The sequence below is a fragment of the Vibrio sp. VGrn 2 genome (assembly GCF_009361695.1).
GTDB lineage: Bacteria > Pseudomonadota > Gammaproteobacteria > Enterobacterales > Vibrionaceae > Vibrio > Vibrio diabolicus.
This window is the reverse complement of sequence record NZ_RBWD01000011.1, coordinates 21496-37199: the sequence shown is the minus strand read 5'-3', so window position 1 is coordinate 37199 and position 15704 is coordinate 21496. Positions and strand designations below refer to the sequence as shown.

The 15704-nt window shown below is 46.4% G+C and carries 11 protein-coding genes; 5 read left to right on the top strand and 6 right to left on the bottom strand.

The features are described from left to right. Positions 1-7 precede the first annotated feature (7 nt). Positions 8-2851 carry a bifunctional [glutamate--ammonia ligase]-adenylyl-L-tyrosine phosphorylase/[glutamate--ammonia-ligase] adenylyltransferase gene (glnE, locus tag D8S93_RS17210; protein WP_152814454.1) on the bottom strand — a complete coding sequence of 948 codons (2844 nt, stop codon included), beginning with the start codon at positions 2849-2851 and terminating at the stop codon, positions 8-10. A 113-nt stretch (positions 2852-2964) separates the two neighbouring features. After that, positions 2965-4221, bottom strand: a complete 1257-nt coding sequence (locus D8S93_RS17205; protein WP_005395942.1) for a methyl-accepting chemotaxis protein — start codon at positions 4219-4221, stop codon at positions 2965-2967. 105 nt (positions 4222-4326) lie between these two features. Here D8S93_RS17205 and D8S93_RS17200 point away from each other — a divergent pair, with 105 nt between their 5' ends. After that, the gene (locus D8S93_RS17200) at positions 4327-5100 is read left to right on the top strand and encodes a potassium channel family protein (RefSeq protein ID WP_006743197.1); all 774 of its coding nucleotides are present in this window, start codon (positions 4327-4329) and stop codon (positions 5098-5100) included. A 40-nt stretch (positions 5101-5140) separates the two neighbouring features. Here D8S93_RS17200 and D8S93_RS17195 read toward each other — a convergent pair whose 3' ends face one another. Then, positions 5141-6673: an inorganic triphosphatase gene (locus D8S93_RS17195; RefSeq protein ID WP_005395946.1), complete on the bottom strand. Its 1533-nt coding sequence runs from the start codon at positions 6671-6673 to the stop codon at positions 5141-5143. 212 nt (positions 6674-6885) lie between these two features. Here D8S93_RS17195 and D8S93_RS17190 point away from each other — a divergent pair, with 212 nt between their 5' ends. The 3 genes from D8S93_RS17190 (at position 6886) to D8S93_RS17180 (ending at position 9747) form a co-directional block, all read left to right on the top strand. Then, on the top strand, positions 6886-7566 hold the full coding sequence (locus D8S93_RS17190) for a TIGR00153 family protein (protein ID WP_031780508.1): 681 nt from the start codon (positions 6886-6888) through the stop codon (positions 7564-7566). A 131-nt stretch (positions 7567-7697) separates the two neighbouring features. Beyond that, on the top strand, positions 7698-8957 hold the full coding sequence (locus tag D8S93_RS17185; RefSeq protein ID WP_005395948.1) for an inorganic phosphate transporter: 1260 nt from the start codon (positions 7698-7700) through the stop codon (positions 8955-8957). Between the two features lie 178 nt (positions 8958-9135). Next, positions 9136-9747, top strand: a complete 612-nt coding sequence (locus D8S93_RS17180) for a TIGR04211 family SH3 domain-containing protein (RefSeq protein ID WP_031780509.1) — start codon at positions 9136-9138, stop codon at positions 9745-9747. 91 nt (positions 9748-9838) lie between these two features. Here D8S93_RS17180 and ggt read toward each other — a convergent pair whose 3' ends face one another. The 3 genes from ggt to D8S93_RS17165 form a co-directional block, all read right to left on the bottom strand. Beyond that, a complete protein-coding gene (gene ggt / locus D8S93_RS17175) occupies positions 9839-11569 on the bottom strand; it encodes a gamma-glutamyltransferase (RefSeq protein WP_152814452.1) in 1731 nt (576 codons plus the stop codon). 279 nt (positions 11570-11848) lie between these two features. Continuing rightward, positions 11849-12532: a general secretion pathway protein GspB gene (locus tag D8S93_RS17170; protein WP_005395951.1), complete on the bottom strand. Its 684-nt coding sequence runs from the start codon at positions 12530-12532 to the stop codon at positions 11849-11851. Beyond that, positions 12532-14148 carry an ExeA family protein gene (locus tag D8S93_RS17165; protein WP_152814450.1) on the bottom strand — a complete coding sequence of 539 codons (1617 nt, stop codon included), beginning with the start codon at positions 14146-14148 and terminating at the stop codon, positions 12532-12534. The genes D8S93_RS17170 and D8S93_RS17165 overlap by 1 nt, the downstream gene beginning before the upstream one ends. A 138-nt stretch (positions 14149-14286) precedes the next feature. On the opposite strand from D8S93_RS17165, the gene D8S93_RS17160 reads away from it, so the two are divergent. Next, positions 14287-15507, top strand: a complete 1221-nt coding sequence (locus D8S93_RS17160) for a multifunctional CCA addition/repair protein (protein WP_319803033.1) — start codon at positions 14287-14289, stop codon at positions 15505-15507. Positions 15508-15704 lie beyond the last annotated feature (197 nt).

The following is a 15704-nucleotide window of genomic DNA, read 5'->3' as shown; positions in this document are numbered from 1 at the left end:
TATGGTCTTAACTGAACCACTGATTCCAAGCCTGTTTTACCCACTCCCTTTCGGCAACAAACTTATCTTCCACCACATCAGCATCTAAATTGAGTAGATTTCTTCGGTGTATTTCGTTTCGCATTGTCGTGTAGGCACGTATCAACTGCATTGCCTGGTCTTCGTCCATGACATTTTGTGCAATGAGCGTTTCAAAGATACGCACATTATCACACCAACGCGTTAATTTCGGCTTATCGTGACTATAGTTGAGCACTAAGTACTGAGCGAGAAATTCGATATCGGTAATCCCTCCCACATCTTGCTTGAGCATAAAACGGCCGGGCTTTTTCCCCCCAAGATGACCGCGCATTTTCTCTCTCATTTCGACAACGGCTTTTTTCAGTTCCGCCCGATCGCGCGCTTTGCACAACACATCATGTCGCGTATTGTGAAATGCAATAGCAAGGGGTTCATCGCCGTAAATCAAGCGCGCGCGCACAAGTGCTTGATGCTCCCATGTCCAGGCTTCTTGATGCTGATAATCGTCAAACGCATCGGTTGGGCTAACCAACAAACCTGACGCGCCAGACGGGCGCAAGCGGGTATCGACTTCGTACAAAATGCCGGAAGCGGTGCGAGTCGAGAAAATATGGATGATGCGCTGCGCTAGGCGAAGGTAGAACTGGCGACCGTCGATTTCCTTTTTGCCATCTGTATAGACATTGACTGGGCAGTCATGCATGAAGACGATATCCAAGTCGGAGTTATAGCCGAGTTCCCAACCACCGACTTTGCCATAGCCAATGACGGCAAAACCCTTGCCTTCACGATCTTTTACATGCGTTGGCTCGCCGTATTTTTCGGACACTTGCAACCAAGCCTGACTGACCACAGCATCAACGATAGCTTCCGCCAAATAGGTTAAGTGATCACTCACTTTCATCACCGGCAATGCACCAGCAATATCCGCCGCCGCAATACGTAAAATGCAGATTTGCTTAAACTGGCGCAACGCTTCCATTTGCTGCTCCATATCATCTTCTGGAATACGGGCCAGATAATCACGCAGCTCTGTACGGTAACTGTCTAATGGGATTGGATTGTACAACTGTGCAGGGTCGATCAACTCATCGAGTAAGATCGGATACCGAGATAGCTGCTCTGAAATCATTGGGCTTGCGGTACACAAACGCACGAGCTGTACTAGAGCCGCTGGATGCTCATCCAATAACTCCAGATAAGTCGTACGAGTGCAGATATTGTGCAGTAAATGCAGCACTCGCGGTAAACCAAACTGTGCATCAGGGTGGGCAAACACCGCATCAAACACCTTCGGCATCAAACGGTTTAACACTTCGCGTCCACGCGGTCCTAACGTTTTTTTAGCCAGATCGGTTTTAAAGTTGATGATGGTTTTCGCGCATGAAGCAAAGTCTTCAACCTGAATATCCTGCTGCAAGATATGTTCAAGCACATCTTGTTTGTTCGCCATATCCCATAACTCATGAAAATGACGAGCAACCGTAGTACCCTCGTCTTCTTCATCATCACCAATTAACGACTCAAATACTTGATGGACATTCGCCATGTGCAGCTGAGTTTGCTCAATCAGTTGGTCCCAAGAGGTCATTTGCATCGCGGTAGCGAGCTTTAAGCGTTCGGTTTCGCAATCAGGCAGCGTCTGGGTTTGCTTGTCCGCCATCGCTTGCAACAAGTTTTCTAATTGACGCAAATACTTGTATGCGACTTCTAGACTGCTGACTTCTTGCGAAGTGAGTAACGCCAGCTCTTCAATGCCTTGCAGCGTTTCCAACAACCCTCGATTACGAAGAGAAGGCTCGCGCCCCCCTCGAATTAATTGAAAAACTTGGGCGATAAATTCAATTTCTCGGATGCCACCTGCGCCTAACTTAATGTTGTTGTTCAAACCTCGGCGGCGAACCTCACTACTGATCATCGATTTCATCCGACGCAAAGACTGAATCGCACTGAAATCAATATAGCGACGAAAAACAAAAGGACGCAGCATTTGACGTAGCTCTTGGTATTGCGGGTACATTTCGCACCCCATCACTCGAGCTTTGATCATTGCGTAACGCTCCCAGTCACGTCCCTGTTCTTGATAGTAATCCTCTAGTGCCGCATAGCTCATGACTAATGGACCACTCTCACCAAACGGACGCAAACGCATATCTACGCGGTAACAGAAGCCATCGAAGGTTTGTTGGTCGAGCGCTTTGATGATGCGTTGACCAAGACGAGTAAAGAACTGGGCATTGGCAATGCTGCGGCGCGCGCCTTGTGTCTCACCGTTTTCTGGATACGTGAAAATCAGATCGATATCGGATGAAAAGTTTAGCTCGCCGCCACCCAGTTTCCCCATGCCGATAATCAACATCGGCTGTACTTCACCTTCCTCACTCGTCGGCGTTCCCCACTCCTGACAACACGCTTGATATTGCCATTGATAGGTTTCAAAAATCATCGCTTCAGCCAACTCGGATAAGTGGCTTAAAGACGTTTCTAGCGACCATGCATGCGTGAAATCCTTCCACGCAATGTACACCATTTCTCGGTTGCGAAACTGACGCAACACGCGATGACCAGACATCTCATCCGGGCATTGTCCCAGCAGTGCCGCAAGACGTGAACGGTAAGATTCTTGACGGCTTGGGTGCGCTAACATGTTCGGTAGCTCACGGGCTAAAACTTCATCGCGATGAATCGCTTCGGTAATAAACTGGCTTAAGCCCGCCACATAGCGAAATTGCTGCGCAATCTCATCTGGCCAAAGGGGAAAATAACCTGCCTCTTGAGCATTTTGTACGGCAGATTCAGCGATAGAAATCAGTGGCGAAGGCAGCTGCATTTTTCTTCCTTGTTTGAAAAGCACGGTAACTCATTCTTTATACCAGACTTAAAGCAAATAAAAACGCCCACAAAAGGTTTGTGGGCGTTTTATCAAAAGTTCTGGATGGAATATTAAACTTGGAAAGATTTGATCTTCTTATCTAACTCGCCAGCATTATTTTGCATCATTTCAGAAGTTTCTAGCAGCTCTGTCACAACCACAACCGAGGCTTCCACCAGCTCACGTACATTGGTGAGGTTTTGACTCATCTCTTCTGCAACACTGCTTTGCTGACCAGACGCCGTCGCGATTTGGAAGTTCATGTCATTGATTTGCGTCACTTGCCCAACAATACCATCGAGCTCAGATCCAGCATTAGAAACCAGCTCGTTTCCATCGGCCGCTTCCACTACGCTTTTCTCCATGAGTTCTACAGCAGATTCTGCACTGGTTTGCAGCTGAGCAATCATCTCTTGAATTTCTACCGTCGCTTGTTGTGTACGTTGTGCAAGGTTACGAACTTCATCTGCAACCACCGCAAAACCACGACCCGCCTCGCCAGCTCGCGCAGCTTCAATAGCCGCATTCAGTGCAAGCAGGTTAGTTTGTTCAGAGATACCTTGAATCGTACCCACAACACTACCAATGGATTCAACACGTTCTTCGACCTGGTTAACCGCCTGCGCCGATGAAGCGATGTCCGACGAGAGTTCACTCATTTTCGCCATCGTACTTTGCAAGAACTGTTGACCAGAAATCGCTTGTGCGGAAGCTTGCTCTGTAAGAGAAGACGCCGTCTGAGCATGTTCTGCGACGGTTTGCACCGTCGACGACATTTCACTCATGGCCGTCGCAAGTTGGTCAATTTCGTTAAACTCTTCTTGCGCCGATTCCTTCGTTTCCGACATGCTCAGCGTCATCACTTCCGTGAGTGTGGATAACTCATCAGAAGCATTAATTTGCATTTGAATCACATCGTGCAATTGGCGACGTGTCTTTTCTAATTCACGTGCCACGTCTCCGTATTCATCTTTACAATCCATACCAAATGGTACGGAGAGGTTCTTGCTCGCCATCAGTTTGATCGCGTCGCTCAGATACTGCGTTTGACGCAGCATCACTCTAGCCGCCGCTAATAAGAGCACGACAAAAACCACAATCAATAAGGCGGTTTGCCAAGCAACTTGCGTTAAGTATGCTTCGTAATGCTGTTGGGCAACTTGCGCGTTTTGTGTCGCCGCTAAAAGTGAATCGTAAAAGGTGTTCGCGTCCCACAGTTGTTTTGCCACTATCAGGACAGTACTGAAGACCATCAACATGACCATTTTAGGAACCAGTCGAATGTCGGATATGACCCTTTCCCATGGCTTAAATGCCAGCTTTTCCATTGTCAGTTCTCCACCGAGTCTTATATAGTCTTTATCTATAATCTTTATATTACTTATAGTTATGTTCGCGTTTAGCGTGGTTACGCGATTTATTTCGAGCTTCGTATGAAAAACAATGATATCAAAGACAGCACACGACCGATGGGCCTGTTGTCACTAATATTGTCTTTTATGGCACTATTTGTGATCTCTGGCTTGTTGTTTTTCCCGATCGATCACGAAACCCGTCAAGTTCTTATCGGTCTGGATTTCATAATCTGTAGTATTTTTCTATTACAGCTCACCATTGATTTGATCCGGTCCACAGATCGGTGGTTATTTCTTAAACGTCATTGGATAGATTTCGTGGCGAGTATCCCATTAATAGAGCCACTGCGCTTTGCTCGTATCTTTCATATTCTTCGAGTGGTATTAGTACTGCGCTCGTCGAAGTTCATTTTGCATCAGCTCAAAGAAAACCGCCGCGAAACCACGGTCGCCTCAATATTACTGTTGATGGTGATCCTCATTACGCTCGGCTCTAGTGCAATGCTGTTTATCGAAGCGAAAAACCCAGAAGCAAATATTCGCACTGGCGCCGATGCTTTGTGGTGGGTATTCGTAACGATCTCAACCGTTGGTTACGGCGATCATTATCCGGTGACCTCAATAGGAAAGTTTTTAGCCGTCATCATCATTGTTTGTGGTGTGGGGATCTTTGGTATGATTTCGGGTCTTATCACCTCTATTCTTACCGCTCCGACGAAACAACAGACGCACAGCTTAATCAATAAAGAACGTATGCTCGAGCAGCTCCTGAATCAACAAGCCCAAATACTAGAACGACTCGACTTCATAGAAAAAGAACTGCAACAAAGCAAAACAAAGACAAAAAAATAGGACCATGCGGTCCTATTTTTTGTACAGGTAGTCAAGGTGATCATTCACGCCAATAAGGCTGAACTTCCACACTGATCGCTCGGGTTTGATCCATTGCATGCAAAATTGAACGCTCTTGACGGTGCAACCAGCGTTCTAACTGCTCTTTTTCTGCGTCTTCCAACATATCTACCAACGGAAGTAAGTGGTTCAGCATTAGCAGATCATCAATACCATGCACCAGATCCGCCCATGGCAAACGGAAGCTGTTACGCTCATCCGAGTTATATAGACTCGCGAAACCAATACCGGTATAGAGGTTACGCAGCAAGCGATAGCGCTGATCAACGTACTCTTGCGCCGTCAGGTCGCGCTCTGCTGGGAAAGCTTCCATTAGTTCTGCCCAAGTGCGATCGAGCTGAGTGACTGAAAACGGCATGATATTACTTGCCATTTTTTCGCGCGCTTTTTCATCAAGAAACGGCTGCCAGCCACGCGCTAAGATCCAGCGACTAAGATCCAGCAATAACCCGGTGTAACGCGCGGAATTGAGCAACCCTAGCACTTCTTCACGGCTTGGCAGCTCTTGTAACTGCTGAGTCAACTCAGATACTAAGAACTTACGCGCATCCAACTTACGCAGCACATTGCCTTTGTCATCTAAGAGCTCTTCAAGGTGTGCATGCTCATCCAACCAACTCAGTTCTTCTTCCAACCATTTAAGCTCTTGGCGCAGAATCGCACTCGCGCGACGAGGGACAACACCACCAAAAATGGTCAATGTTTGACGAATAAAACGAATGGCATTGCTGATTTCACGTAGCGCTTCCACATTGTCACGCTCAGCATAAATTTGCTCGTGATAATGCCAGTGAGATAGGGCGTGTTCTAAAGAGTTGATCAAGCAGTATTCAACGGTATCCGTCGGGCTACTGTCCACAAGCGCCAACGATTTTACTTCATCACCTGCATAGCCACTTGCAAGTCGATAGCCTTTCGCCGCTTTACTCAAGTTACCCAAACGCATGCCACCTTGCTCGCAAAAGCTACGTGCTAGTGTAAATAGGGCATCGGTTTGGCCCGATTTAAGTTCCAGTTCAACTTCGCAAATCGGTTCTTGTTTCTCTTCCCCATCTTCACCTTTGGCGACGACCATACCTTGGTCAAACGCCACTTCTATTTGGCTACCGTCTGGCATGCCAATCAGCCACTGTTCACGTGTGAAGTTGGTCGAGAATAACGGCATAAGCTCAGATTGCAGCGTTGCTGCGTCTTTACCTGGCGGCCAAATGTCTACAGGATGAAGCGACAGATTAGGCTCGTCGCTAGTGTGCTCAGCATTGTATTCTGGTCTTTGATGTAAGCCTGCGACGACGCGTCCTGCTGTCTTTACGGTTTGGACGAATACATCATCAAAACGGCGAATTCTTAAACCAATGTCGTGCTTTCTCAGCCATTTATCGGCGGTATCAAAGTAGGTGTTACCCAAGTCACGACAACTATGCTGAAGTACTTTTGTCTCAGAAATTTTTTCTTTTAAAGTTTCTGAAAATTCAGGAGAAACAAAAAACTTCAGTTCTATTTCGGTTTCCATAGCTATACCTTTCAAAGCAGATAGAAACAGGATATTGCGTAATTTCTCGCACGGCAAGAGAGAAATATCGCCGGAATGATGATCTAAAACAGTTTTAATGAGCGATTTAATGCGTTACCATGCGCGCCTTTATAGCCATCGTTCAACATTTCGCCAAGCACTCAGAAATGGTGTATGTTTTTTTAAGGTTATAGTTATTAGGTTGAATGACCATGCCAGTAAATACAATTATGGGGTTATTTGCAAAGTCCCCAATTAAGCCTTTGCAACGCCACGTTGTGTGTGTCAACGAATGTTGTTCACACTTGGTGAAATTCTTTGAAGTATCTTCAAAGGGTGACTGGGAAAAAGCATCTGAAATCCGTGCACAAATTTCTCACCTAGAGAAAGAAGCGGACGTGCTGAAACGTGAAATCCGTCTAAAACTGCCTCGCGGTTTGTTCATGCCAGTAGACCGTACTGACATGCTTGAGCTTCTGACTCAGCAGGACAAACTTGCAAACCTGGCAAAAGACATTGCTGGCCGTGTATATGGTCGTCAACTTGTCATTCCTGAGGCTCTCCAACCAAACTTCCTCGCTTACGTTCAACGTTGTCTTGATGCGGCCGATCAGGCGCAAAAGGTAATCAATGAACTTGATGAATTGCTAGAAACCGGCTTCAAAGGTCGTGAAGTGACGCTCGTCGCTGAAATGATTCATCAATTAGATGTCATCGAAGATGATACCGATGCTATGCAGATTGAACTTCGTCAACAGTTGATGGCGATTGAGTCTGACATGAACCCTATCGATGTCATGTTCTTGTACAAGATTCTTGAATGGGTAGGTGGTATTGCCGACCAAGCGCAGCGCGTAGGTGCTCGTTTGGAAGTCATGCTATCTCGATCTTAAAACATAAAGTTAACGACATAACGAAGAGCATAATGAACACGTGTCATAGGGACGATGACTATTTTCATCGTCTTATGGTTTGGCGCGCGTAAAATTTTGTTCCGCTTGTTATAAAACAACTAGGTATTACGATGGATATCCTTGCGAACTACGGCACTGTCCTGATTATTGTTGCAGCGATTTTTGGTTTCATGATGGCGATTGGTATTGGCGCGAACGACGTTGCTAATGCGATGGGTACATCAGTAGGTTCAAAAGCGCTAACCGTAAAACAAGCTATCATCATTGCGATGATCTTCGAATTTGCAGGTGCTTACCTTGCAGGCGGTGAAGTAACCGACACTATCCGTAAAGGTGTAATCGAAACTTCTTTATTTGCTAGTCAACCTGACGTTCTTGTCTACGGTATGATGTCTGCTCTTTTGGCTGCGGGTACATGGTTACTTCTTGCCTCTTACATGGGCTGGCCAGTATCTACGACTCACTCAATCATCGGTGCAATCATTGGTTTTGCATGCGTATCAGTAGGTACTGAAGCGGTTGACTGGGGCAGCGTTCAAGGCATTGTTGGTAGCTGGATTATTACACCAGTGATTTCAGGTTTCTTTGCTTACGTTATCTTTGTCAGCGCACAACGTCTGATTTTTGATACTGAGAACCCGTTATTCAACGCCAAACGTTTTGTTCCTGTTTACATGTTCATCACAACAATGGTGATTGCACTTGTAACTATCAAAAAAGGTCTAAAACACGTTGGTCTTCACCTAACCAATGGCGAAGCTTGGATGTGGGCAGCAGCAGTTTCAGCACTCGTGATGGTTGGCGGCTACGTATACATCCAGAAAAAATTCGCTAATCGCGAAGAAGACCGCAGCTTTTCTGGCGTGGAAGGTATCTTCAGCGTTCTGATGGTTATCACCGCTTGTGCAATGGCATTTGCACACGGTTCAAACGACGTTGCAAACGCCATTGGTCCACTGTCTGCTGTAGTATCGACTGTTGAACATATGGGCGAAATCAGCACGAAAAGCACCATCGCTTGGTGGATTCTACCTCTTGGTGGTATTGGTATCGTGGTCGGTCTTGCGACACTGGGTCACAAAGTAATGGCAACCGTTGGTACAGGTATCACTGAGCTAACTCCTAGCCGTGGTTTTGCAGCTCAGCTAGCAACCGCTTGTACTGTTGTTCTAGCTTCTGGTACTGGTCTGCCAATCTCTACCACTCAAACATTGGTTGGTGCGGTTCTCGGTGTTGGCTTTGCTCGTGGTATCGCGGCACTAAACCTGGGCGTGGTTCGTAACATCGTGGCATCATGGATCGTTACACTACCAGCAGGTGCACTATTGGCCGTTGTATTCTTCTACGGACTTCAAGCGATGTTCGCTTAAGACACTCGTCAATAGAATGTAAGCGCTTTGTCATTATTGACTCAAACGCACAGAAAGGGAGGCTTTGCCTCCCTTCTTTGTTGCACCGAAGTTTGAAACTGCATACTATTCGTCTATTTCCGGCTCCAATCATTCGGTGCCAACGCTGTCTCCAAGAAAAATCGTTAAGGGATTTACTGTGAAAAAACTAATCATCACGGTTTTGTTTACTTTGCTAGCAGCGCCAGCGGCCCTAGCAGCAGACCGTTATATTTCTGATGACCTCTTCACTTTTATGCACTCAGGTCCAAATAACACCTACCGTATTATTGGTAGTGTTAATGCCGGTTCTAAAGTACAACTGATTAAAACCAACCGAGATACTGGCTATACGCAAGTTCGTGATGACCGCGGTCGTACTGGTTGGGTACAAAGCAAGTTTGTGACAAACCAAGAAAGCATGGCAATTCGCCTTCCTCGCATTGAGAAAGAGCTAGCAGAAGTGAAAGAGCAGCTTGCTAACGCTCGTAAAACTTCTGATGCAGAGAAAGCCGGCCTTGTTACCTCTCTAGAAACGCGTAACCAACAAATTTCCGATCTTGAGAATAAATACTCTGAGATCAGCGACCAGCTTACTTCTGTTGAGACAGAAAACCGCGAGCTGCGCGCTAAGCTGGATACACAAAAAGACGACATGCTGCTTAAGTACTTCACTTATGGCGGCGGTGTTGCAGGTTTAGGTTTGCTATTTGGTTTGATTCTTCCGCATGTCATGCCTCGTAGAAAACGTTCACCTGCGGGTTGGGCATAAGTCCTTCGCCCTTTTATCTATAAAAAAGAATGCAAAAGCCAGTCGATATTCGACTGGCTTTTTTGTTTGCTTAGTTTTACGGAAATCTGCACTACTCCCCCATTGAACTAGATGCTCGACGACGATCCGTTGCGCCATAAAGCTTGCCATCTTTTAGCTCAATTGCATTCAAACCACTTACCACTGGAATAACGTGTACTGGGTAGCCAAGCGCCATAAACTCCGGCACCAACATTTCTGCGAAGGTTTTCTTCTCCACTAGCAAGCCTGTTGGGTCATACGGCTTCGTGCGGTCTATCTTGGTACCGTACTGGATGTTTGGTAAGTCAATAGCCTCTTGCGCTGATAAGTTCCAATCCAGCACGCCAACCACGGTTTTGAGTACATACCCCGGGATTTGCGAACTTCCTGGTGAACCGACAACCAAACGCAAGTTATCATCACTGTCCATCACCATTAATGGCGTAATGGCTGAGCGTGGACGCTTACCCGCTTCAATCGAGTTTTGAGTAGGCTTACCGTTAAGCGTAGGTTGAGGTGAAAAGTTTGCCATTTGTGCATTCAAGATAACGCCATCAACCATGACACCAGATCCCATTCCCGTGCCAACGGTGCTGGTCATAGCAATCGCATTACCTTCCCTATCAACGATAGAAATGTGCCCTGTATCTTTGCTCTCGAAGCCTTGATATTGCGCATGCTGAGTTTGCGTTATCTGTCCGGCTTTTGGATTCTCTTTCGAGGTGCCATTATCAGGGATTAAATCACGTCTCTGGTCCAAATAGGTTTTAGATAACAATTGTTCAACTGGTGCTTCCACATAATCCGGATCTCCGGCATACGCAATACGATCAGCTTTTGCTAAGCGCATCGCCTCAGTCATTAAACGCCAAGGCTCTACATCAGTTAATGCCATCTGAGATATATCGTACGGCTCCAGCAATTTCAGACTTTGAGCAACCATCACACCGCCAGAGGCCGGGTAACCAAACGAAACGATTTTGTTGCCTCGATAATCGCTTTCAATAATATCGCGAGATTTCACCTGATAGTTTTTAAAGTCCTCTAACGACAATTTCTCATGCTGCTCGTTAATACGACTATTCACCGTATCAACAATATGTTGACCAAGTGCACCACCATACAAATAGCGATCGCCTTGCTGAGCTATTTTCTCTAGCGTCTCAGCCATTTTAGGGTTCTTCATTAACGTCCCTGTTGGCTTCACTTCATCATCTTGCCAATACAAGGCTTTAATTTCTGGATCGCGAGCCAAACGCGTTTGCTCTCGCACGACGATATCATAGGTATAGCTATTCATCGCGTACCCATCACGCGCGAGCTTAATCGCAGGTTGAACCAACTCAGACCATGGTAATTTGCCGTATTGCTCATGAGTGGAATAAAGCAGACGTAAGGTGCCCGGCACTGCAACGGAGCGAGGCCCCAAAATTTCATCGCGGCTGAGTGCTTTCCCATTTTCAATAAACATCTCAGGGTGAGCGCTAGACGGCGCTTCATCTCGCCCATCAAGGGCTAAAAACTTCTGCTTGTCATGTTGATAAAACAGCGCGAAAGTACCGCCGCCAATTCCCGTCATATCCGGTTCAACCACAGACATCACCATCTGCATCGCGACCATGGCATCAACGGCGTTCCCGCCCTCTTTCAATATTGAATAACCAGTGCTGCTCACGTAAGGGTTGGTCGCGCTGACCATAAAATCTTGTCCGTTATTATCTGGTGTTATAGGGAAAGGGGTAGGCTTTGCTGCGTAACTTAACGACGCAACAACACTTAAAGAAAAAATCAGAATACGCATGTGTCTCTGTGTAGACTCCTGTTATTTCATGGGGTCTAACGTGGACCAGGTCGTGATGACGAAGTTCGTCAATGTGGCGTTTTTTTACACAACGCTGACTGGAGTCATTCTACTAATACATGGCTGATATTGATGTAATTTAAACGACTCACACGAGCTATATTTAGCTTGTGTGAGTCCCTAAAAATCATCACTCAAATAGATGAAAAAAGACCTTATGAGAAACAAAAAAGCCAGCGACATGACCTCGCTGGCTTGATGATTTACTATAAAAAACGGCTACCCTTTCCACTCATACAACGCTGGGATACGAATTTGCTCACCTTGGAACTCGACAATCACCGCTTGCGGTTGTATTTCTCTTAATGTGACCTGCCCATCAACAACGTCTCCTTGATGATATTCAACATTGTTAATTTTCACCCAGCGGCGATTTTCATCACTGGCGTACATGTGAGTTTGCAAATTGAGCGCAGGTAAACGCCCTTGCCATTGGTGAGCGTTGCGCTCTAAATCGTTCACGCGCACCGTTTGTGGTGAAGGCGCATCATCTCGGGATAACGCATTTTCGACCTTTCGCGCCAAATCAGGAGATAATGAGGACAAGTCAAGATCATCCAGAGACAAACCTAGGTCCTCTTCAACTACTGAAGTGCCTTGAGTTGATACAGATGTTTCTATCTCGTCTTTGTTTGCTGTATTACTCACGTATTCATCAGATGTTGCAAACGTACCAAAATCACGAGACAGCTCTGCACTTGGCCACTCTCTTGGCAATTGCGCCAACTGAGTAGTTTCAGGATAGTCCAATGCTTTGAACGGTTGTTCCGCTTCCATCTTAGCCTTAGGGGCGGAAGTACTAGCTTCAGCATGAGGTGTAAGGAGATCTAAATACCAAGCAACTCCGATTGCAGCAACGGTGATCGGCAACAAGAACAAACCAATATGTTTCATGGCTGACATTATGCGTCCTCCTTCTCGATTCGTGCCAGTTGAGGCGCATCTGGCTGCACGTTTTGTTGAAGACGATCTAGCGTCCGCTTACCTGCAATGCCGTCGACCCCAATTCCTTGCCAACGTTGGAATAACTCAACGCGCTCTTTCATCGCACCATCAAAAATAGACGTTTCAAGCAGCGGCTCACTTACCGCTTCTGCTAATAGTCGGTCTAATACTTCGATCGAAGGGCCTTCCATGTCTAAACGTAATGTCTCTTTCAACGGCGCTTGCCACAGTTCAATGATATTGCCTTGCCACATCGGCTTTAGCCACGAAATAGGCAGACGCAGACGCTGCTTGCCATTGAGCACTTCGACTTTGTCATTACCGACGGCGTACAAAATGACATACCCAACATCACCTTGATAATTCAACTCCAAAATCACAGGGCGATTTTGTTGCATCAGCAGCGGCCAGGTCGCCATTTTACGCTCACAACGCATGGTCGATTGGGGTTCTGATAAACAAAGATTGTCGCGAACCGATGCTTGATAACCCCACAAACGATACAAATCATTCACGGCGAGATTCGACTGTTTTTGTGCTAACAATAAGTCACGCTGATCATCTGTCAATTGTTGGTTGACGACTATTGGCGTTGGCTCCTCTCTTGGTGCGGTCACTTGCGCCAACACTGACGTTGCTTGAGCTGGCATATAATTCACGACCGCCCACCCCGTACCTAATGCCGCAATAAGACCCACCGTGACTGAGCCCCAAGCAGGCCAACGGAAAGTACGGCGCTCTTTTTTATCTTGCTGATAAATATCTGCCTGAAACTGCATCACCTCTTCACAAGCCTGCTGAACGGTTTGCTTATCCACAACCACATTACCTTGGTGATAACTGATGTTGAGAGATTTATCACAGATAAGATTAATCAAGCGCGGGATGCCGTGACTGTATTTGGCAATGAGTTTACAAGAAGCACGATTAAACAGTTGTTGGTCACCACCTGCCGTATGTAATCGAAACGCGATGTAATCTTCTGTCTCTTTTTCATCCAACGGCAACAAGTGATAACGCCCAGTAATCCGCTGAGCGAGCTGGCGTAGTTGCGTTGTTTGTAATAACCGCTGTAATTCAGGCTGTCCGACCAACAACACTTTGAGCAGTTTTCTGGTATCGGTTTCCAAGTTGGTCAACAAACGTAACTGCTCTAAAACGTCGGCAGCAAGGTGTTGAGCCTCATCAATGACCAGCAATGTCTGCCAGCCTGAACGATAATTACGCAGCAAGTATTTGTGAATCACTTGGTTTAGCTGTTTGAGGTTTGCATCTGGCGGGTAAGTAATTTTGAATTCATCGCAAATAGCTTCGAGCAAGTCTCGACTCGAAAACGTGGGATTTAGGATCAGACCCGCTTTGGTGTTATCACCTAAATTCGCCAGCATCGCTTTTGCGACGGTCGTTTTGCCTGTACCCACTTCGCCAGTAAGCATAGCAAAACCACCGCCATCGCCTAGCCCGGCTTGGAGATGTGTGATTGCCTCTTTGTGACGTTGGCTTAAATACAAATAACGTGAGTTTGGAACAATCGAGAATGGTTGTTCTACAAACCCAAAAAAGTCCTTATACATTAGGCTCTCCAGCTAAAAAACCACCAGGGAATAGTCAGATATAATATAAACATAGCTGCATCTACTCTCGGGAGTAAAGAAAAGTACCATTGCTTGCTACAATGTCCAACGGCATATCAATAAATTAAGAGGTAATTCGTGCAAGTTTATTTAGTAGGTGGCGCAGTTCGAGATAAATTGCTCGGAATTGATAGTTATGACAACGACTGGGTGGTCGTAGGTGCGACTCCCGAGACGATGCTGTCCCAAGGGTACACCGCCGTTGGTAAAGACTTTCCTGTATTTTTGCATCCAAAAAGCAAAGAAGAACATGCACTTGCGCGAACAGAAAGAAAATCAGGCTCTGGTTACACTGGCTTTGAGTGTTTCTTTGATCAAAGTGTCACCTTAGAAGAAGATTTAATTCGTCGTGATTTAACCATTAATGCAATGGCAATGGATGATGTAGGTAAACTCCATGATCCTTACGGCGGCCAGCAAGATCTCAACGATAAACTGCTACGCCATGTCTCAGACGCTTTTGTCGAAGATCCTCTACGCGTTTTACGTGTCGCTCGCTTTGCTGCCAAGCTGGCTGCTCTAGACTTTACGGTTGCCGACGAAACCATGCAGTTAATGCGCCACATGGCAGAATCTGGGGAGCTGAGCACACTGACTCCCGAGCGTGTTTGGCAAGAATGGCATAAATCCCTTTCCACCCCTCGCCCTGATATTTTCTTATCGGTCCTACGAGACTGTGGTGCATTGGCCGTTGTTTTACCCGAAATTGATGCACTATTTGGCGTACCTCAACCAGAAAAATGGCATCCAGAGATCGATACGGGCATCCATACTTTGATGGTGGCAGAGCAAGCCGCAAGATTGAGTGACTCACTCCCCGTCAGATTTGCCGCTCAAGTGCATGACTTAGGCAAAGGGGTGACACCAGAGAGCGAATGGCCAAGCCACAAAATGCATTGTCATACAGGATTAAAACTGATCAAAAAGCTGTGCGAGCGTGTCCGGGTGCCGAATGAGTTTCGTGATTTAGCCTTGATGGTGTGCGAACAGCACTCCAATATCCATCGCGCAGCCGAGTTAAAGCCGCAAACCATCATAAAAATACTCAACAAATTCGATGTGTGGCGCAAAGCTGAGCGCTTAGAAGATATTTTAATATGCTGTCAGGCTGACCATGCAGGTCGAAAAGGGTTAGAAGAGAAGCCTTATCCTCAAGCTGAGATTTTTACCCGCGCTTATCAAGCCGCAGCCGCCGTAGATGTTCAGAGCATCATTAAGGATGGATTTAAAGGCCCGGCAATACGTGATGAACAAGAAAAGAGACGGATTGAAGCGGTAAGAGTCGCTTTGAATAAGTGATCTGAGCTCAGGTTAATTAACCGAATTGTATTCATGCCAGGCCATTCCAGCGAGCCTTAGCGAGACTAGGAATCTAATATCAGCACGCAGGGAAGTTTTAGAAATGGCCAACGCCACAAGAAACTCGGAGAGAAGATTCTGAATCTCGCTCCTTCGTCGCTGTTCAGAATGACGTTGTGGTTTAGGTATGCAGCTTG

What these genes read in the sequence shown, in the direction of transcription:
- glnE (WP_152814454.1), bottom strand. Translation starts at nt 2,851, where the DNA reads ATGCAGCTGCCTTCGCCACTGATTTCTATCGCTGAATCTGCCGTACAA.
- D8S93_RS17205 (WP_005395942.1), bottom strand. Translation starts at nt 4,221, where the DNA reads ATGGAAAAGCTGGCATTTAAGCCATGGGAAAGGGTCATATCCGACATT.
- D8S93_RS17200 (WP_006743197.1), top strand. Translation starts at nt 4,327, where the DNA reads ATGAAAAACAATGATATCAAAGACAGCACACGACCGATGGGCCTGTTG.
- D8S93_RS17195 (WP_005395946.1), bottom strand. Translation starts at nt 6,673, where the DNA reads ATGGAAACCGAAATAGAACTGAAGTTTTTTGTTTCTCCTGAATTTTCA.
- D8S93_RS17190 (WP_031780508.1), top strand. Translation starts at nt 6,886, where the DNA reads ATGCCAGTAAATACAATTATGGGGTTATTTGCAAAGTCCCCAATTAAG.
- D8S93_RS17185 (WP_005395948.1), top strand. Translation starts at nt 7,698, where the DNA reads ATGGATATCCTTGCGAACTACGGCACTGTCCTGATTATTGTTGCAGCG.
- ggt (WP_152814452.1), bottom strand. Translation starts at nt 11,569, where the DNA reads ATGCGTATTCTGATTTTTTCTTTAAGTGTTGTTGCGTCGTTAAGTTAC.
- D8S93_RS17170 (WP_005395951.1), bottom strand. Translation starts at nt 12,532, where the DNA reads ATGTCAGCCATGAAACATATTGGTTTGTTCTTGTTGCCGATCACCGTT.
- D8S93_RS17165 (WP_152814450.1), bottom strand. Translation starts at nt 14,148, where the DNA reads ATGTATAAGGACTTTTTTGGGTTTGTAGAACAACCATTCTCGATTGTT.